We start from the raw sequence: 20,316 nt of genomic DNA, 5'->3' as shown, positions 1-20,316 counted from the left end.
AAGCGAAGGGGAGGTATGGTTGGTGAAAAAGCAAGGGATGACGTTCATTGCAAAGCTGCTGACGATAGCGCTTTTGTTCGGATGCATAATGGAATGGGGTACTGCGGGGTACGCGCTGGCGGCAGGCAACACGTATTACGTGTCGCCTGCCGGCTCGGACGGCAATCCCGGCACGGAGGCGCAGCCTTGGGCGACGATGGCGATGGCTGCAGCGACGCTGCAAGCGGGCGATACGGCGATATTCGAGGATGGGGTGTACGAGGAGACGGAAGTCGCCCACTTCGCGAATAGCGGCAGTGCAGCCGCTCCGATCACCCTGAAGGCAAGGAACAAGCACGGAGCCGTGCTGCAATATGTGGGCCTGAATCATACGAGCAAGCTTGTTCTATCATCCAGAAGCCATATCGTCCTGCAGGATTTCGAGATTACGCAGGATGTGAAGGGGACGGTGAGCGTCGACGGCTTCATCGATAGCCGCAACAGCTCCGCGATCGGCATTATCGGCAATCGGATTCACGGAGCCGGAGGCAAGGGAGTGGTCGGCACGGGCGGCGGTCCCGTAACGATTGAGGGCAATGAGCTGTTCGATCTGTCCGGACAGGGCATCTTGCTGAAAAATATGGATTCGCCAGTCATTCGAAACAACGCGCTGCAAGATATTGACGTGAGCGCCATCGGAATTATGTCGGGCACGAGAGATGCCAGAATCTACAACAATGTCATTCATACGGGAACGACATTCATGCGCTTCGGCATCCTGCTAGGCGCCAATTCCCGGGCGTCGAGCTCGTACGACCCCGACGGTTATGAGGCCTATCATGCGGCTGCATGGAACAATACAATTATTTCTGATGTTCCGGGCATGCTTCAAAGCGGGGTAGGCTTTTTGGGAAGTTTGGACAGCGCTTTCATCAACAATGTCGTTGCGGGATCGCAATACGGCGTCCGCTTCGCCGCGGGCGGCTTGACGACGGAGAGCTGGTCGCCCTTGCCGACTAACTCTATCGTGAAGAACAATATCTTCTCGGATATCGTGGGCGGCGCGCAGCTGCATTCCGTTGCTCCGGTCAACTTGTCGAACGACCATAATCTGTACTTTAATACGGCCGATGAGCCGATTGAGCCGAACGGGGTGTACGCCGATCCCAAGTTCGTCGCCGCTTATACAGACCTCAGGTTGCAGTCTGACAGCCCCGCTGTCGGAAGCGGCGAAGTCATTGCCCTGACGGGCTTCGACGGCCTGCCGATTGACGTGTCGCATGATGCGGCGGGCGAGCAGCGCACGGCGTCATGGGATCTCGGCATTTACGCCGAAGCGGCAACCGCCCCGTCGCCAACGCCAATACCTGATCCGACACCGACGCCGGCGCCGACGTCCAATCCCGTCACTGACGGTACGGTCGTGTTCACGGACGATTTCGAGAGCGGCGACGGCCAGTGGACGGTGACGTCCGGAAGCATGGCGGCGGCGGAGGAGACGCCGGGCGGCAACCAGGCCTATACGCAGCCGGATGCGTCAGTCGCAAGCGGCGTAGCGAAGGCGACTGCGGGCTCGCTGGAATGGGAGAGCTACGCCGTCGATCTGCGCGTCAATTTCCGGCAATTTTATCACAAGAACGGGTTTTTCACCCTGTATACGAGACATACGGACTCTCAGAACTACTATCTGCTGGAGATGAAGGGTCATCCCGAGACCGGGTATATCGGCCTGAAGAAGAAGGTGGGAGGCGTAGTCATTCCGCTGCAGGAGAAGCTGGAATGGAATCCTTCACCCGGCTGGCATAACCTGAAGTTCACGGTCAACGGCACAAGCTTGCAGGTGCATATGGACGGGCATCTGCTGCTGAGCGGATCGGATGCGGGCTTATCGAACGGCGGCATTGCGGCTGCAATATTCAGAAGCGATATTCTGATCGACGACGTTACGGTGACGGAGATTGAGGGCAGCACCGTACCGGGAGGACCTGGTGACCCCAGACCGGAGCCGGGAGGCACGTATTATGTGTCGCCTGATGGAGATGACGAGAATCCGGGTACGGAAGCCGAGCCATGGCGGACGATGTATCATGCGGCATATTCCGCCCAGCGTGGAGATACGGTTATTTTCGAAGATGGATTATATGAGGAGACGAGGGTTGCCTACTTCGAGGAGAGCGGAACGGAGACGGAGCCGATTCTGTTCAAGTCGCGGAACAAGCATGGCGCGGTCATCAAATACATGAATATGCCAACGACGAAAATATATATCCGCGGCAAATCCTATATTACGCTGCAAGATTTCGAGATTACGCAAAACAGGAAAGGGGTCGATACGACGGATATTCTCATCAGAGTCGTCAACGATACGAATTATATCCATATTATCGGCAACAAAATTCATCATGCCTTCGAGGATGGGGTGAAAGGCTCTCATACCAGCAACATGCTCGTGGAGGGCAATTATATATACGATATTACCCATGAGGGCGTCGACTTCGTCAATGTGAAGGACAGCACGATGAGGAACAACGAGGTGTACGATGTCGAGCGGAACGGGCTGCTCGCGAAGGGCGGCTCGGAGAATATCCTCATCTATAACAATTACGTGCACAATGCCAACGTCATGATGAGAGGCAGCGGCATCTACCTGGGCGGACAGACCGATCCCGTATCGACGGCCGATCCTTCTGTGAACGGATTCGAGATGTGGAACGGCCTCGCTTACAACAACGTCGTCATCTCCGAGCTTCCGGGGCTGCTCCGGCAAGGCATCACGTTCATGGGCAGCAAGGACAGCGCGGCATACAACAATATCGTCATCGGGGCGAAGTATAACATTCACTTCTGGGAGCCGAATAATGTCGCCATCGGATGGGACTGGAATCCGCCGAATGTGAATGCCGTGTTCAAAAATAACATTATTGTGGGGGCGACCGTAGACGGACTTGGCATCGTTCAGACTCCCGACAATCTCGTCCACGATCACAACCTCTATTACGGCAATGCGACCGAGCCGTCGGAGGCGAACGGCGTATACGGCGATCCGCTGCTGGCCGATCCATACAACGGCAACTGGCATCTCGGCTACGGCAGTCCCGCGATTGACGCGGGAGAAGTCATCGCAGGCTTCATGCTGAAGGACGGAACGCTGATCGATGTATCGCATGATTATGACGGCGCGGTGCGGGAAGCGGACTGGGATATGGGCATCTACAGGGGCGGCGAGCCAAGCGCCAGTCCGGCGGTGTTCCTGATCGGCGATTCCACGATGGCGGACTTCCCCGCCTACCGTTCTCCGCTCACCGGATGGGGCACGAAATTCAAGGAGATGTTCGACGATGCTGTCACCGTATACAATTACGGCTCCTCCGGACACAGCTCCAAGAGCTATCTCGATATGGGGCAGTTCGCGAAGACGGAGCTGGCGATCGAGGATGGCGATTACTTGTTCATCCAGTTCGGCCATAATGACCAGTCAACGTTGGAGTATAAGCATACGGAGCCGTTCACCACATACAAGGATCACTTGAAATACTATATTCAGAGCGCAAGAGCGAAGGGCGCAATTCCCGTACTGCTTACTTCGATGAACCGGCGGCAGTTCCATGAGGACGGAACGCTGATCATGTCGCTGGGCGATTACCCTGTTGCCGTAAGAGAGATGGCAAGCGAGCTGAATGTTCCGGTAATCGACTTCAACGCGACGAGCAAGACGCTATACGAACAATTGGGGCCGGAGCTTACGAAGGAGCTGTTCTTGTGGCTGGAGCCCGGAGAGTCGCCGAATTACCCCGATGGCAAGCAGGATAATACCCACTTCAACGAGCTTGGCGCAGCCTACTTCGCCCATCTTGCCGCTGAAGGAATCAAGCAGCTCGGCTTGCCGCTGGCGGAGCATATCGAGGAGGAGGCGATTGCCGCTCCCATCACCGTAGCTGCTGTATCCGGACAGCAAGGAGACAACGGCTGGTATACGAGCGAAGCGACGGTAGAGCCGGAGGCGACGAGCGATGAGCGCACCGCAATCGCTTATACAGAATACAAGCTGACAGTTATCGAGAGTGTGTATGGCATATCCCTGCCCCCGACGGAAGGTTATGTCGCGTACACTTCATCCATCGTGCTTCCGGACGGCGTCTATGAGCTAAGCTTCCGCTCAGTCGATCTGTTCGGCAATGTGGAGGAGCGGCAAGAGTCGGAAGAGGATCTTCGCATTCAGGTGGATACAATAGCGCCGACGCTTGACGTTACGCTTGACCGGACGGAGCTGTGGCCGCCGAATCATGAGCTGGTTGCGATTCATGCGGACGTTGCCGCAGAGGATACGGGCTCGGGCGTCAGGGATGTGATGCTCAGCGGCATAGCGATGAACGAATCAGACGATGGCGGGGACATCGTGGCGAATATCGGCTCGGCGGATACGAGCTTCCAACTGCGAAGCGAGCGCGACGGCGGCGGTACGGGGCGCATCTATACCGTCGCTTACACAGCGACCGACGAAGCGGGCAATGCCGTTACAACACAGCGAACGGTGACGGTGCCTCATCATCGTTAAGCCGGGAAGAGGGGCTCCCTGTCAGGGGAGCCCTTCATTGTGCGGCAGTGAGCAGAGGATGGCAACGGATAGCGGAACTTCATGCGAGGCACAAGACACACAAGGCATAGTATTGACAGCCCGACAGAAACCGTGTATTGTATAGCCGTAAACAATATTGATAATCATTATCAAAATAAACAAGAGTACTGGGGAGAACACGATGAAAGCATTTCAATTTACGATTGGGCTGGCTATTTTTCTTGCGTTGCTGACGGGCTGCGGGCAAGGGCAAGGCACAAACGGTCAAGAAACGGTTGAACCGGAGCAGTCGGGGGTGGAGGGGACGATCGTATACGAATCGGAGAACGGGCCTGTCGAGATTCCCGCAGAACCGCAAAGAATTGTCGCGCTTACGAATGCTCCGAACGTCATCTCGCTGGGCGGTTCTGTTGTCGGAGTTGACGAATGGACGGCGGGAAGCCCGCATTTTCAAGAGGCGCTGGAAGGCGTAGAAGTTGTCTCCTATAAAAATGCGGAGCAAATTCTGGCCCTGAATCCGGATCTGATCATTGCCGGCTCACACTTCGAGAATCTGGAGGATCTCAAAGCGATAGCTCCGACCGTTGCTTTCACCTGGGGCAAGCTGGACTATCTGGAGCAGCAACTGGAAATCGGCAAGCTGTTGCACAAAGAAGAGGAAGCGCGTGCCTGGATACAAGACTTTACGAAACGTGCCGATGAGCTCGGAAAGCAAGTGAAAGAGAAAATTGGCAAGGATGCAACCGTCTCGGTGTTGGAGATGTATGATAAGAGTATCTACGTGTACGGGAACAATTGGGCGAGAGGGACGGAAGTATTGTATCAGGCAATGGGGCTGGCCATGCCGGACAATGTGAAGAAGGATGCTTTAGGTCCCGGGTACCACGAAATTTCATTGGAGACGATTCCCGAATACGCCGGCGATTATATTGTGCTTAGCCGCAAGCCGTCGGCGGACAACGAGTTCCTGCAAACCGAAACTTGGAAGAACGTGCCTGCCGTCAAAGCAGATCGTGTAATTGAAATCGATATGGAAGCCGCAACGTACAGCGATCCGATGACACTAGAGTATCTCATGAACATTTTCGAAGAAGGATTTCTGCAAAGATAGAGCCTTGAGAGGCGACGATATTATCCGCCAGGCGACGGAACGTTTCAGGAACGGGTGAAATAGTTGCCAATATTCACTTGCTAAGTGGAGGTATGTGTTATAAAATAGGGGCAATATTGAAATACGACGAAGAGGACTAGTACGATTTTCTTAACGCCCAGAGAGCTGCTGGCCGGTGCGAAGCAGCCGTGAGGAATATCGGAACTCACCTTGGAGTAGCCCGCTGAACGAATGAAGTAGGCGGAGCCGGGACCTGGCCGTTATCACCAGGGCGGATAGCGGTTCGTATGAACATCTGTCTGCTTGAGCGCATACCTTATAGGTATGAATGAGAGTGGTACCGCGTAAGATGTCAAAGTCTTTCGTCTCTTTATAAGAGACGAAGGACTTTTTTTCATTCTTAAGACGACAGTTATGGGCAAGCACCTCTAAAGAAAAGGATGATTAGCATGAAAAATGACCAAAAGTATGCAAGAGGGTATTTTATGCCGCCTGAGACGAGTTTGGAGTGGACGAAGAAGGAATACATTACAGAGCCGCCGATCTGGTGCAGCGTCGACCTGCGGGACGGCAATCAGGCGTTAGTCGTTCCGATGAATTTGGAGGAGAAGCTGGAATATTTCCAAATGCTTGTCGACATCGGCTTCAAGGAGATCGAGGTAGGCTTCCCCGCCGCTTCGGAGACGGAATTCGCCTTCTTGCGCACGCTGATCGAGCAGAATCTCATTCCGGACGATGTGACGATTCAGGTATTGACCCAATCGAGAGAGCATATTATCCGCAAAACCTTCGAGTCGCTGAAAGGCGCGAAAAAAGCGGTCGTCCATCTGTATAACTCCACCTCCGTAGCGCAGCGCGAGCAAGTGTTCCGCAAGACCAAAGAAGAGATTATTGCGATTGCGACTTCCGGAGCGGAGCTGTTGAAGCAATGCGCCGAGGAGACGGAAGGCAACTTCCAGTTCCAGTATTCGCCTGAGAGCTTCACAGGCACGGAGATCGACTTCGCGCTTGATATATGCAACAGCGTGCTGGACGTATGGCAGCCGTCGACGGACAATCCGGTCATTATCAACCTGCCGGCCACAGTGTCCATGTCCATGCCGCATGTATACGCCAGCCAGATCGAATATATGAGCAAGCATATGAACTATCGCGACAGTGTGATCCTGTCTCTGCATCCGCACAACGACAGAGGAACGGGCGTGGCGGACGCCGAGCTGGCTATGCTGGCGGGAGCGCAGCGCGTCGAAGGCACGCTGTTCGGCAACGGGGAGCGCACGGGCAATGTGGACATCGTCACCTTGGCTCTCAATATGTATTCCCATGGGGTAGATCCTCAACTCCGCTTCGACAATATTCCGGCGATTATTGCCGTATACGAACGGTTGACGAAGATGAAAGTGGGCGAGCGCCAGCCGTACGGCGGTGAGCTTGTGTTCACTGCCTTCTCCGGCTCGCATCAGGATGCGATCGCGAAGGGGATGAAGTGGCGCGAAGAGCAGGAATGCCGGCATTGGTCCGTTCCGTATCTGCCGATCGATCCGAAGGATATCGGAAGAGAATACGAAGGCGATATTATTCGCATTAACAGCCAGTCGGGCAAAGGCGGCATCGGGTACTTGCTGCAGCAGAAGTACGGCTTGGATCTGCCGCCGCTCATGCGCGAGAATTTCGGCTATTGCGTGAAAAATGTGTCCGACCAGAAGCAGCAGGAGCTGATGGTGGAGGAAATCTACGATATTTTCTTGAGCACGTACGTTAATTTGAAGTCGCCGGTCGAGTTCGTGAAGTACCGTTATACGGACGATGATGACTTCAAGACAGTCGTCACGATTAAGAGCGACGGTGCTGCGAAAGACATCTCGGGAACGGGCAACGGCCGTCTGGATGCGATCAGCAATGCGCTTCAGACCGAGCTTGACGTCGAATATTCCGATCTGGTCTACAAGGAGCATGCGCTGGAACGCGGCTCCAAGTCGCAGGCGGTATCCTATATCGGCGTTACGGCAGCGGACGGTGTCGTCTATTGGGGCTGCGGTACCGATGTCGATATTATGACCTCTTCCGTGAAGGCGCTGTTCAGCGCCGTCAACAATCTGCTGATCGCCAAGCGATAAGCGACTCGGCAAGCTGCGCAAAAACCTCGTCTTCGTCCGTGCGAAGCGAGGTTTTTGCGCGTGGTATTCGCGCGGGACGGATTAGTGTATGCAGCCAACACTGGAGCACCGAAAAGGGGGCGAACGGACCGGATTAGTGTAGGTGGCCTACATTAGAGCGCCGAAAAGGGGCGAACGGACCGGATTAGTGTAGGTGGCCTACATTAGAGCGCCGAAAAGGTACGAGCGATTGGAAATAGTGTAGGAATCCTACACTGGAGCGCCGAAAAGGTGCGAACGGACCGGATTAGTGTAGGTGGCCTACATTAGAGCGCCGAAAAACTGTGAGCGAGCGGAAATAGTGTAGATGGCCTACATTAGAGCGCCGAAAAGGGGCGAGCGAGTGGAAATAGTGTATGCAGCCAACACTGGAGCGCCGATAAGGTGCGAGCGAGCGGAAATAGTGTAGGTGGCCTACATTAGAGCGCCGAAAAGGTACGAGCGAGTGGAAATAGTGTAGGTGGCCTACATTAGAGCGCTGAAAAGGGGCGAGCGAGTGGAAATAGTGTAGGTGGCCTACATTAGAGCGCCGAAAAAGTGCGAGCGAGTGGAAATAGTGTATGCAGCCAACACTGGAGCGCCGATAAGGTGCGAGCGAGTGGAAATAGTGTAGGTGGCCTACATTAGAGCGCCGAAAAGGGGCGAGCGAGTGGAAATAGTGTGGGTGGCCTACATTAGAGCGCCGAAAAGGGGCGAGCGAGCGGAAATAGTGTAGGTGGCCTACATTAGAGCGCCGAAAAGGTGCGATCGAGCGGAAATAGTGTAGATGGCCTACATTAGAGCGCCGAAAAGGTGCAAATGAGCAGGACGAGAATAGTAAACGGACGCCATTAGGCGTTGTGCACAGTGAATGACATGCTGGCAACCATATATACTTGCTGTATCATCCTGTCTCCAGACTATCTCCAGTCTCCGTTAAATCGTCCATTGCGAATGGACGATAGCGACAATATACCAACCGCCGTCATGCTCCTCCAGTACGAGGATCAGGCTTTCCCAGTCCATGCCCTTGTAATCCTTGTTGAAGCCGCTGAAGTAGTAGTCGACCAGATAGCTGTCGGGATACACGTCCTTTATGTTGGGAATTGAGTTGCCGCTTCCCTTCATTTCGTTCCAGCCGATTTCTTCTGCATTCATGAATACAAGGTATCGCCCCACATTAGTCTGAAAGGTTGATGCAATCAATGCGATCATTTATCTCGCTACGAAACAAGATTTTCTCTTGTGACTTAAGGTGAAGTCTGTTTCTCGCGGCCTAATTCGTCATGAGGAGGAGTTATATGAGTGCTAATGTAAGTAAAGTTATTGTTAGAGTCAGCATTTTCACGTTACTTATCGGACTATTGGCAAACTTTAATGTTTATGCACATAACGAAGTAAGCGCTATCACGAACTTTTATTTTGTCTCTCCAAGTGGAGATGATAACAATGACGGAACAGAGCAACAGCCATGGAAGACGCTTCATAAAGCAGCTACAACGCTTCGAGCTGGTGATACGGCTATATTTGAAGACGGGGTATATACTTCCGACCAAATCATCGAGTTCAGCAACAGTGGAACCAACGAGGCCCCCATTACGATCAAGGCGAGAAATAAGCAGCAAGCTCAGTTGTTGTTTACGGGACTGAATACGAAGGGCAAAATGCAATTGAATCATTCACAATATATTACGATTCAAGATTTTGAGATTACACAGGACGTCGCTGGAACAGGCAGTGCGGATACATACATTCATATGAATAACTGTTCAAATTGTATCGTCAGCGGCAATTTTATTCATGCTGCTGGCGGAAAAGCTGTTCAAGCGCTGGGCGGAGATCATATCACTGTTGTAGACAATACATTATATGATCTTAATATTGCGGTCGTAATGGCCAACGTAGACCAGCCAGTCATTGCAGGCAACGAAATACGGGATGCGGTCAATGCGATTATGGTGCCGGCAGGGACACGCAGTGCTCAAATTTATAACAATTCGATTCGCGCCGTCAATACGTCTATACAAAATGGGATCGTCCTTGGCGGATCATACCCATCATCTGTCGCGTAAGACCCCGATGGATATGAAGCCTATCATGCGGCTGCATGGAATAATGTTGTTGTTTCAGAAACTCCAGGATTAGTAAATAGCGCACTCGTGTTCAGAGGCAGCACGGAAAGCGGCTTTTATCATAATATTGTCATTGATGCGCAGTATGGTGTGCGATATATGAACGGTGGAGGGGCGACAGCGGGATGGTCGCCGGAGAACGCATCTCCCAAGTTTTATAATAATATCTTTGCAGGTTGCACAGGAAATGCAATTGTTGAATCGCATGCACCGATTAATCCTCAGCATGACTATAATTTGTATCATAACTGCGCAAGTGCACCGGTTGAAGGAAATGGTGTATACGATGATCCGCTGTTCGTTAACAGCTACGAAGATTGGCATTTGTCTGAGAACAGTCCGGCATGGGGCAAAGGAACCGCATTGGATGTTGTTGGATTTTACGATGAAAAAATAAATGTCGATGTGGATTATGACGGTGTTTCAAGAGATGACGTATGGGACTTAGGAATCTATAAATACGTTTCTGTCGATCTGAATCCGCCAATTTGGCCGGTTGATAGCGGACTAACCCTATCAAACATGACTCACAATAGCTTACAACTGACTTGGCCAGACGCCACGGATAATGTTCATGTTGCAGGTTATCGCTTATACGTAAATGACGATGAAGTTGCAAACGTCGATAGCAGTGTGAATGAACGAAACATCGATAATCTTGAAGCCAATACAAGTTATAAACTTGAACTAATCGCATACGATGCAGCAGGCAATGAAGGCAGTCCATTAATCGTGATTGCAACGACCTCAGCTTCTTCCAACGGAAGTTCCGGTCATTATAGCGGAGTGGCCTATCTTTCTTCAAACGCATATTTGAATTCTTTAGTCGTGCAAATTAACGGAGAAGCTGTGTCGCTTGATCCAATATTTACGGAAGAGCAAACGAACTATAATGTTCAAACGAATGCGAATCAAACCGAGGTACTGCTTTCACCGTCTCATTTCGCAGCGAAAGTAACTTTACAGGGTGAAGTAATAGATAAAAGTATCGTGGTAGATCTAGAAGAAGGCGACAATTTATTGGAGTTCATCGTGCAAGCAGAAAATGGAACAAGCAAGACGTACACATTGACGATACACCGGGAATTGTCTGAACTTGAATCACCAACACCTGAGATTTCGTTAATAGATATTAACGGGCATTGGGCGGAGAGCTCGATTATGAACGCTATACTAGAAGGAATCGCTAGTGGGTATCCCGACAATACGTTCAAACCGAACAGTCCGATTACGAGAGCTGAATTTACCGTTATGTTAATGAACACATTAGCGAAACAATCGGAAATGACAGAGAAATTGGTTCTGCCGGTAGAAGCGACATTGTCAATGTTCACAGACCAAGCACAGATTGGCGAATGGGCTGAAGATGCAATAGCGAACGCAGTACAAAAAGGAATTATTCAAGGGTATAACGGTGGTCAATTCCGTCCAAATGCCCAAATAACTCGTGCAGAATTGTCCGTTATGCTCGCAAGGTCGCTTGATCTACAACTTAGTTCGTATGCAGAGACGGCTTTTCAAGATCATGCAGACATTCCAAACTGGGCAAAAGCTGCAGTCGAAGCGATGCATGAACTTGGAATCGTAAATGGCCGAGAACAAAATAGGTTTGTGAATGAAACAGCAACGCGTGCGGAAGCAACGACGATGTTACTTAGGCTACTTAACCATTCGAGAAGTGTTGACGGTTAGAGGTTAAGGGGGATTGCGACAGCGCGGACTAGGTCATTCTAGGGGGCGAGAGCAAGGCATACGGTGTGCAAGTGGCGTCAGCGGCAAGGCAACGGCGGTCCCTCTGCTCTATCATACAGCCTGGAAATAGCTCCTGCCCGGCAGAACATTCTGCCGGGCAGGAGCCGTTTTTCACAGTGAAAGAGCCGCATATATTTGCTGCAACTCTATCTCAGCCTTCGTTATATCGTCCATTGCGAATGGGCGATGGCCACGATGTACCACCCGCCGTTATATTCCTCCAGCACGAGAATCAGGCTTTCCCAATCCATTCCCTCGAAATCCTCGTTGAATCCGCTGAAGTAGTAATCGACCAGATAGCTGTCGGGATACACGTCCTTTATATTGGGAATTGAATTGCCGCTTCCCTTAATTTCGTCCCAGCCGGTTTCTTCCGCATTCATGAAGTCCTGGTTATAGACGAACTTCTCATAATATTGCTTGAAGGTCAGCTTGATCGGATCGCCTATTCCGTCGTATTCGCCCCACTCATATTCCGTCGCGTCCTCCATATCCGGCAGTTGTTCGCGCTGGAATACTTGTGCGGTGTCCGTGTCGATATGGACATAAGGCGAGAAGAGCAGTCCCTTCTCTGGATGAATGTATGATTGGAGAGTGGCCAGATCGCTCTCCTTCAGCGCCGCTATTAATGCTGCGGCCGCTTCTTCCGAAGTGGCTGCGACTTGGGGCTCTTCAGTTGCCGTGACCGGCTCATCAGTCGAGACTGGCGGAGCGGGCGTTACAGTTGCGACGGGAGCCGATGGGCCTTCCGACGGCGTCCCCTGTTCATCGTTGCCGTTTGAATTGGAGCAGCCGGCCGCCAGTAATAGTGTTGAGAGTGCTATAACAAGCCATTTTTTCATTATGAACCCTCCTCGTATTGGTGTACGTATTAGATTAGACGTTGCTTTTGCTGCGAAAGGTTGCAGGCCGATCGCCCGAACTGCGGGAGCGATGTCTCTTCCAGGCCAATGTCATTGGCCTGGAACTAGACTGGCCGGATATAGCTATTATAGCCGTTTTGCTGTAGTATCGAACTAAGACAGAGAAAATTGCATTCCGTTACAGATTTCTGGGGGAGGACGCCAGCATGCAGAAGTGGAGAGAAGCGGAAGAAGCGCTGGACAACATCAAGGTAGAGGGCAATGACCGGAATGAAGAGGTTCATATAACGGGTTATGCGGAAGGGCTTCACTGTATCGGTCTAGGAACGGACGCCGCTGTGTTTGTGCATGACAAGGCGCCAGGCTTAGCTTTCAAATTGTATACGGATGAGGCGCTCCATAAGAAGAGCAGGGAACGGGAAGTGTACAAGCGACTGGAAGGGATTCCTTATTTCCCTATATGCTACGGCGAAGGGCGGAATTACTTGGCAATCAGCTATGAGCCGGGTCCGACGCTGATGGATTGTCTGCTGCAAGGCATCGAGGTGCCGAAGCAGGTTATCGGGGACGTAGAGGAAGCGAGAAGACTTGTGCGCGGACGGGGAATGAATCCAAGGGACATTCATTTGAAAAATGTCATTATCCAAAACGGTCGCGGAAAGGTGCTGGACGTGTCGGAGTATGCGCTGGAAGGCGACGATAAGCGTTGGGAGCATCTGGTATGGGCGTATGATACGTTTTATTCCGGCATTGCGGGCAAGAAGCTGCCATTATGGCTTGTTGATTCCATTAGGAACGGCTATAACAAGCTGGATGAAGCGGGCTCTGGTCTGGAGGAATTCGCCGGACGTGTCAGCGCGCTGTTTTCCCGATTTTTGAAGTAAGCAAGGGGATCAAGGCAAGAGAGAAATACATTGAACATCGGTGGACATGGTGCTACAATGATGACAGAAATCGATTTCCGAATAGGGTGGAATGGAGCAAAGCTTCACAGCAAGTTGTCTATAAAATAGAGGTCGTCGTATTGCGTAGCGGTTCATTCGTAATCCATGCGGCCGTAAGTCAATACGTCGAGCTGTCGAGGGGCCTATTGGCGAATGTACCTCTATGAAAGCGCATAATCTCGGCCACGGTCTTGTCGGCATATAAGGGGGAGACAGAAGGTGAACGGGAAAGAACAGCGCAAAGATAAGCGTGTTCGATTCGCAATTGTGGGGTGCGGCATCATTGCTGCTGCGCACTTGAAAGGAATTGCCGAAGCGGAGGAAGCGGAGCTGGCGGCGGTGTGCGATATGAGCGAGGAGAGGGCCAAGGAACTAGCGGAAGAATATGGCGTCAGTTATTACACAGATTATGACGAAATGCTGGCAAGGGCGGATATTGATGTTGTCTGTGTATGTACGCCCAGCAGTCTTCATCCCGAGCAGACGATGAAAGCCGCCATGGCCGGCAAGCATATCGTCTGCGAGAAGCCGCTTGCCATCGACATGGAGGCGCTGGATGAGATGCTTGATACGTGCCAGGATCAGGGTGTGAAGCTGGCGGCTATCTTCCCGAGAAGAATGTCTGCCGCCGCTCGCTTCGTCAAGTCGCTTATTGACGAAGGAAGGCTGGGCAGATTGAGTCTGTGCTCCGGCCATATTAAGTTTTATCGGGATCAAGCGTATTACGACAGCGCGGGCTGGCGGGGAACATGGAGCATGGACGGCGGCGGCGCGATGATGAATCAGGGCATTCATACGATCGACCTGCTGCAATGGCTCGCGGGTCCTGTAGAGACGCTTACCGGATATGCACGGCCCGTGCTGCGCAATATTGAAGTGGAGGATACGGCCGTCGTCTCGTTGCAGTTCAGCAGCGGAGCGCTAGGCGTCATTGAAGCGACAACGACTGCTTATGAGCAGCCGTCTCACCGTATTTGCCTGCATGGCGAGAAGGGGACGGTCATATTGACCGGAGATGAGATATCTTCTCTGGACCTGATTGATGAATCTGTGGAGATCCCTGTTTTCCAAGATGAATATTTGGGACATGTGATTCAAATTCGCGACATGGCGCAAGCGGTGCTGGAAGATCGCGAACCCGCCATTACCGGGATGGATGCGCGCCATTCGCTAGAGATTATTATGGGCACTTACGTGTCTTCCCGCAGCAGAGAGGAGTATCGGCTCAAGCCGGTGGCGGTATCGCAATTGTAGGGGTTGGATACCGCTTCAATCTGTCATTTTGCAGGCAACATGTGGGGGACGGAAGGTTCCAGAGCTTTCATGGAGGACGGCTTGCTTAGCGCGCTGATGTGCTTCAAGGCGAAGTAATTCGCATGAGAATAGAGGTTCTCAGCGGGTTGGCTGGCGAGATAGATGCGGAGGAATCTGCAGCCGATCAAATTCGCAGTAGCAAGGAGAAGACGGGATGAGGGTAACGATTAAGGATATTGCCAAAAGAGCGGGAGTGACGTACGGGACAGTTTCGAGGGCGTTGAATGGGGATCCTCGCGTCAGAGCGGCAACACGTGAAAAAATTGCCGAACTCGCGGAAACGATGAACTATATTCCCAATTTGGCAGCCAAGCGGTTAACGGACCGCTTGTCTTCCTGTATCGGTTTTATATGTCCACAGCTGCACGGCTATTTCATCTCGCACTTATGCCAGGGGTTGCAGGAGGAAGCGGATAAGAGAGAATTTTCACTGCTTACTTCATCGACCGATGCAGAATCGGCGCTGCGCGTGCTGACGGAGCACTTCGTAGATCGAATTTTGCTATGGGCAGTGCCGGAGTGGGTTCCGACTGAACGGTTTTATAGAGCTGTCTCTCATGTTCGCGGCCAGTTTGTCGTTGTGGGCGGTGCCCATATCGATGGCGTGCACCGGATCTCGATCGACCGGAAGAATGCGATATACAAGGCCGTGCGGCATCTTGAAGAATCCGGGCACAGACGAATTATGTTCATCGGTGATGAAACAGATAAGCTGACCGGCTTCACATTAGGGCTGTTGGATTTTCAAATGCAGTACCGTCCTGAATGGATTATTACAACTGCCAAGCAGGATGCAGGAACAATTGCGGAGCGTCTGGATAGACTACTCGATCTTCCGGCGCTTGAGCGTCCAACGGCATTGGTTGTAGACAGCCATGGCGTCTTGTTACGGGTGCTGCATGTCATTCGCAATCGCGGTCTGAAAATTCCGCAAGACCTGTCACTTATCGTTTACGACAATATACCGGAGATGGAGCAGCTGTATGATGTCCCGCTTACGTCGGTAGGCCCGGATATCAACGATCTGGTCATGCGGTCTCTGGATATATTGACCGATGACAGCCTCCTTCTTCCAGGTGCCGGATGGCGGGAGGTTGGAATCGAATCCCGGATAACGGAGAGGGCATCGGTGCGCAAACTTTAACAATATTCCGTATTTTCAGGATCTGACACAGAAGCATTGCTGCTGCGTCGGGTCCTTTTTGTTTAGCCAAGTACGCCACATAATAATACAAACGTTTGTATTCTGTGTAAACCCTTACGAATTAAGTGTTTTTTAGACTTTATTAACAGAAATTTAAAATGTATATTGCAATTGTTTTTGGATTACGTTACTATGAGGAAGACAACTTGTTCTCACTTTAAAAGAAATCGATTTCTTAATAAAAAGGAGGGAAACATGTTGAAACACAAATGGATGTTGTGGACGTTCGTGTTAACCGTATTCTTCACTTCAATGACCTTTTTAACAGAGAATACCGCTGCGCAAGCAGGACCGGACAGTCTGACGTTGGATCAGATCAATGAAGTACAATTGTTGCTGGATCAGTTGATCTTATCAGGGGATGTGCGGCATCCGTTGTCCAAGCAGCTTGAAAATCAATTACAGCAAGCCAAGCATCAGTTGGAGAAAGGCTCGATAAAGCAGGCACGCAAGAAGATGGAAGATTTCCTGAAGCATCTTAACATTAAGGGGATGCAGAAAAATATTGCCGAAACCGCAAAAACTCAGTTGGAGGAATCGGTTATGGCGGTGCTGGAATGGGAGAGGCCGCAGCTGTACATCGTCCGTGAAGGTCAAGCAAATGCTGTTATTGTAAAACCTGAAAAGAGCGGCGTAGAGATCAATGAAGCAGCAAGCGCTATATCGGATTACTTTGAGCGTGCTACAGAAGTTGAACTCCCGATCTATACTGTTGACCAGCTTGAGAATCTGAACATAGATACATCGACAATCATGCTGCGTATTGGGGAAGGCTCTTATCTTGCGGATGAACAATTTGCTTCAGAAGTGAAAGCGCTTCATTCCGATGGCTTCATCATCGCTCCTTCAGAAACGCAATTAATTATTACAAGCCCGACACTAGTCGGAACACGCAATGGAGCATATGCTTTTCTGGAGAAATACGTAGGTGTTACATGGCTGTTTCCGGGAGAAGAATGGATTGACGTTCCGCAGCTGGAAGAACTGCGTATGCCGAGTGAACAATGGACGGATGAGCCGTCAGCGTTCACATTAAGGCGCACAATGAATTTGGGCAGCGGGTCAATATATGGGACGGTTCGTTCAGATTGGAGCCGCCAGAACCGGACTATTTCTGCTTCAGAAGTAGCGCTAGGCCATAACATGTTTACTATTTTTCCAGTTGAGAAATACGGAGATACAGAACAGTATCCTAATTTTTATCCCAATAATACGCCGCCTGCTGTAGGAAAACATTCCGGCTGGCAGCCGTGTTACAGTAATCCAGCTACGGTTCAGGTAGCGATAGAAGAAATCAGAGCGTACTTTAGTAACAATCCTAATGCAAATTCTTTTTCTCTTGCTGCTAACGATGCGAGCGGGTATTGTGAAGAAAATCCTGCTCATCCCGCATTTCCGAACAAGATTAATTCAGTTGGCCAACAGCATATGTCTGAAATTTATTACAAGTGGGTAAACGATGTTGTCGAAGGTGTGTTGATGGACTATCCGGACAAATGGTTCGGTCTTTACGCTTATGAGCAACTCATAGATCCTCCTTCTTTCTCGTTGAATTCGCGAGTTATTCCCGTGATCACGAAGGATCGATTAGCTTGGATAGATGCTGAAGTCGAAGCACAAGGCAAAGCTCATTCCGATGCTTGGAGCGAAAAAGCGGCACAACTGGGCTGGTACGATTATTCATTAAGTGGGGATTACCCATTGCCGCGAGTTTATCCGAATTGGGTAGAAGAATTGTATACGTATGCACAGGAGCAGAACGTGCTGGTGCACCATTGGGACATGCATCCAGTACTCGGAGATGGTCCTCAGCCCTGGATCACAGCTAAGCTTGGCTGGAGTATGGAACAAGATGTGAACAGCTTGCTTGACCATTGGTATGAATCAGCAGTCGGTCCTAATGCAGCTGCGGATTTGCGAGAATATTTTCAGTTATGGGAACAATTCTGGAGAACGGAAGCGTTAGAATCATCTTGGTTCAAAACATCAAAGTATGAAACCTTCTTATCAAGAAGAAATAACTCTTATTTAGCATTTGCAAGAGATGAGATCATTCGAAGCCGCTCATTGCTAGAATCGGTTATCGAGAAGGCTCAGACACCAGAGCAAAAAACAAGAGCTGAGCAGTTGTTGCACCAATTTGAATATTATGAAGCTTCAGGACTGACTTATCCGCTTCAACTAGAAAAGCCTGAGAAGGATGACGACGTGCTGGCAATATTGAATGAATTGGAAGAAACGCTGGAAGAACGATTAGAAATGGTCAAGCGTCGACCGGAGCTCATTGAAGAATATAACCAAAACCCTACACAAAGATATCCTAGTGATCCTTTTAAATTAGGGGAAACATGGTCCGGCTGGAATCCCGATGAATTTTGGCATGTACAGCATTACTTGAAGGCTAACGACGCCTTGAATGAGGATAGTGCAATCCAACAACGCCTTCTCTCTTTTCAACAAAATACGACGAAGCCAAAACTTCGTGAATTCGCTTATTTGCTAGATCAGAGTAATCTCGAACAGTCATTAGCTGCTGATTTCTCTTTCGAGGAGGATGGCGTACCATCCTGGAACTTATGGAATCCCAAAACGTCTGCTATAATCGAAGTTACAGATGAACAGGCTTCCGACGGAACTCACAGTATGCGTTACCAAAACGCAACGCTGGCAGGTGTGTGGAAATATGTGGATGTAAAACCTGGTTTATTGGCATCTTCCGTCAAATTCTTCACACCAGCAAATACGACTAGCCAAGGTACCGTACAATTAGTCATTGAGCTTCATGCCGGAAGAAATAAATTGGTGTATTTCTCCGATGCGCTGACGCTGGCTGATCATGTCGGAGAATGGATAGAACTCACCATATTTGATGAATTGCCAGCACAAATTAATGGGGCAGATATTGAAAAAATTCTGATCAATGCGCAAATTAAAAATGCAGTTGATGCCATCGTTTATTTGGATGATGTTGGGGTCTATCAAGTCCAATACGGTGCAGCAGATTTGATTGACATCGCCAATCTCTATATTAATGAAGGGAAATTGACTGGCGAGCAGGCTCAGCCAATGCTTGATTTGCTAGAATCAGCCGAAGAAAATTTTCAGCAAGATGAGATTCAACAATATGTAAGCCTTCTCGTAGAGTTCATAGCAGAAGTGGAGCAGCTTCGATCCGATGAGGTGTTGAATCAAGCCGATTCTCAGTATCTGATTCAAGAAGCTTATGTGCTGATCAGACAACAAATCGATCTTCAGCTCTTAAGTGAAGAAATCTCGGCTACATATTCCGGGACGTATCAATTTCCTGTCACGATTGAAAATAATCATTCTGAAGCGCTAACATTTGAATTGTCTGGCCATACAACCAACGGTATTCAACTCCATTTTGGCAATCCGGTTCACGTACCTGCGAACCAATCTTTAACAGTAGAAGGGACACTAACCATTCCTGAGGGATTGGAAGAAGGCAATTACTTCGCGGATATTCGTTTAAGACTGGGCGACAAGGATGTGCTGCATTCGAATCTCAAGATCGTATACTACACAAACTTGTTGAAAAACCCCGGCTTCGAGGAGGGTGATCCGACAAACCCTTTGCTTTCAAAGTATTGGAATCATAGAGCGATGGAGCGATCAACTGAGCAAGTGCATAGGGGAGAATATGCTGTCAAAGCGACGTTGGATCCAGAAAATCCGGCTTTAGCTGTACTAGGTCGTTCTTTTGACATTGCGAAAACTCCTGGAGTCAACTATCGTTTGAGCGGCTGGGTGTACAGTGAAAACAGCCATGCAAGGTTTGCTATACGTGAAACCAATGAGTCGGGTGTATCTTTGAGATATTCCTATACTCCGATTAGCACTTCAGATGCAGGGTGGCAATTTTTAGAGGTGGAGGTCACTCCCTTAGCAGAAGCTACACTTCTACAGGTGTATTTAAGATTAGATGCGAACGTTGCAGCACCTGCATGGTTTGATGATATGAAGCTTGAAATCATACCTGTACATTAACATGGAAATCGATTGCCTTTATTCCATTTTGAATGTAACCGATTTCTTCATTTGATACAACTAATTCAAAGAAAAGGGAGTTGGTATGTTTTGAAAAAGGGGTCTGCTATATGGATTATGATGTTAGCTCTGGTAATGGTATTCACTGCATGTTCTTCTGACGGCGGAGGTTCCAATAATACGCCATCCGCTTCGCCGGGGAATGATTCTTCTGCTCCATCGGAGGAGCCTCAGAAGCAATTGAAGTTAACAATTGGTCTGCCTGGCAGTTATGAAGTGACAAAGAAAGAGATCATTC

11 protein-coding genes, 1 pseudogene and 1 other annotated feature are annotated in these 20,316 nt (G+C 50.2%); of the genes and pseudogenes, 10 read left to right on the top strand and 2 right to left on the bottom strand.

Translation table 11 applies throughout. The features are described 5' to 3' along the window. Positions 1–22 precede the first annotated feature (22 nt). The 3 genes from M6D81_RS29145 (at position 23) to M6D81_RS29135 (ending at position 7,783) form a co-directional block, all read left to right on the top strand. A complete protein-coding gene (locus M6D81_RS29145) occupies positions 23–4,534 on the top strand; it encodes a right-handed parallel beta-helix repeat-containing protein (RefSeq protein WP_262680915.1) in 4,512 nt (1,503 codons plus the stop codon). A gap of 202 nt (positions 4,535–4,736) precedes the next feature. Further along, positions 4,737–5,666: an iron-hydroxamate ABC transporter substrate-binding protein gene (locus tag M6D81_RS29140; RefSeq protein ID WP_262680914.1), complete on the top strand. Its 930-nt coding sequence runs from the start codon at positions 4,737–4,739 to the stop codon at positions 5,664–5,666. 117 nt (positions 5,667–5,783) lie between these two features. Further along, positions 5,784–6,039, top strand: a binding site (T-box leader). Positions 6,040–6,115: 76 nt separating this feature from the next. Further along, positions 6,116–7,783: a 2-isopropylmalate synthase gene (locus M6D81_RS29135; protein ID WP_262680912.1), complete on the top strand. Its 1,668-nt coding sequence runs from the start codon at positions 6,116–6,118 to the stop codon at positions 7,781–7,783. A 954-nt stretch (positions 7,784–8,737) separates the two neighbouring features. Here the strand turns inward: M6D81_RS29135 and M6D81_RS29130 are convergent. Then, on the bottom strand, positions 8,738–8,959 hold the full coding sequence (locus M6D81_RS29130) for a hypothetical protein (protein ID WP_262680910.1): 222 nt from the start codon (positions 8,957–8,959) through the stop codon (positions 8,738–8,740). 143 nt (positions 8,960–9,102) lie between these two features. Between M6D81_RS29130 and M6D81_RS29125 the strand changes: the two genes are divergently transcribed. Both M6D81_RS29125 and M6D81_RS29120 read left to right on the top strand, forming a co-directional pair. Further along, positions 9,103–9,873 (top strand): right-handed parallel beta-helix repeat-containing protein, encoded by a 771-nt coding sequence (locus M6D81_RS29125; protein ID WP_262680908.1) that lies wholly within the window; start codon positions 9,103–9,105, stop codon positions 9,871–9,873. Positions 9,874–10,032: 159 nt separating this feature from the next. Further along, on the top strand, positions 10,033–11,625 hold the full coding sequence (locus M6D81_RS29120; protein ID WP_262680906.1) for an S-layer homology domain-containing protein: 1,593 nt from the start codon (positions 10,033–10,035) through the stop codon (positions 11,623–11,625). Between the two features lie 221 nt (positions 11,626–11,846). On the opposite strand, the gene M6D81_RS29115 is transcribed toward M6D81_RS29120, so the two are convergent. Next, complete coding sequence (locus M6D81_RS29115) at positions 11,847–12,527, bottom strand: hypothetical protein (protein WP_262680905.1); 681 nt, start codon at positions 12,525–12,527, stop codon at positions 11,847–11,849. 227 nt (positions 12,528–12,754) lie between these two features. Here M6D81_RS29115 and M6D81_RS29110 point away from each other — a divergent pair, with 227 nt between their 5' ends. The 5 genes and pseudogenes from M6D81_RS29110 to M6D81_RS29090 form a co-directional block, all read left to right on the top strand. After that, complete coding sequence (locus tag M6D81_RS29110) at positions 12,755–13,432, top strand: serine/threonine protein kinase (protein ID WP_262680903.1); 678 nt, start codon at positions 12,755–12,757, stop codon at positions 13,430–13,432. A 279-nt stretch (positions 13,433–13,711) separates the two neighbouring features. After that, on the top strand, positions 13,712–14,746 hold the full coding sequence (locus tag M6D81_RS29105) for a Gfo/Idh/MocA family protein (RefSeq protein ID WP_262680901.1): 1,035 nt from the start codon (positions 13,712–13,714) through the stop codon (positions 14,744–14,746). Between the two features lie 214 nt (positions 14,747–14,960). Then, positions 14,961–15,950 (top strand): LacI family DNA-binding transcriptional regulator, encoded by a 990-nt coding sequence (locus M6D81_RS29100; RefSeq protein WP_262680899.1) that lies wholly within the window; start codon positions 14,961–14,963, stop codon positions 15,948–15,950. Between the two features lie 255 nt (positions 15,951–16,205). Then, entirely contained in the window at positions 16,206–20,018 is a 3,813-nt protein-coding gene (locus tag M6D81_RS29095) for a DUF4838 domain-containing protein (protein WP_262680897.1), read from the top strand. 90 nt (positions 20,019–20,108) lie between these two features. Further along, positions 20,109–20,316 (top strand): annotated as a pseudogene (locus M6D81_RS29090) (hypothetical protein); the annotation flags it as partial.

Source organism: Paenibacillus sp. J5C2022 (genome assembly GCF_025567625.1).
In the GTDB taxonomy this organism is placed as follows: Bacteria; Bacillota; Bacilli; order Paenibacillales; family Paenibacillaceae; genus Pristimantibacillus.
The sequence above is the reverse complement of the archived record's forward strand: the minus strand, read 5'-3'. Positions and strand labels throughout refer to the sequence as shown.

Bases quoted from the DNA above. Each gene is read 5' to 3' on its own strand.
- M6D81_RS29140 (WP_262680914.1), top strand. From the start codon at position 4,737: ATGAAAGCATTTCAATTTACGATTGGGCTGGCTATTTTTCTTGCGTTG.
- M6D81_RS29135 (WP_262680912.1), top strand. From the start codon at position 6,116: ATGAAAAATGACCAAAAGTATGCAAGAGGGTATTTTATGCCGCCTGAG.
- M6D81_RS29130 (WP_262680910.1), bottom strand. From the start codon at position 8,959: ATGAATGCAGAAGAAATCGGCTGGAACGAAATGAAGGGAAGCGGCAAC.
- M6D81_RS29125 (WP_262680908.1), top strand. From the start codon at position 9,103: ATGAGTGCTAATGTAAGTAAAGTTATTGTTAGAGTCAGCATTTTCACG.
- M6D81_RS29120 (WP_262680906.1), top strand. From the start codon at position 10,033: ATGAACGGTGGAGGGGCGACAGCGGGATGGTCGCCGGAGAACGCATCT.
- M6D81_RS29115 (WP_262680905.1), bottom strand. From the start codon at position 12,527: ATGAAAAAATGGCTTGTTATAGCACTCTCAACACTATTACTGGCGGCC.
- M6D81_RS29110 (WP_262680903.1), top strand. From the start codon at position 12,755: ATGCAGAAGTGGAGAGAAGCGGAAGAAGCGCTGGACAACATCAAGGTA.
- M6D81_RS29100 (WP_262680899.1), top strand. From the start codon at position 14,961: ATGAGGGTAACGATTAAGGATATTGCCAAAAGAGCGGGAGTGACGTAC.
- M6D81_RS29095 (WP_262680897.1), top strand. From the start codon at position 16,206: ATGTTGAAACACAAATGGATGTTGTGGACGTTCGTGTTAACCGTATTC.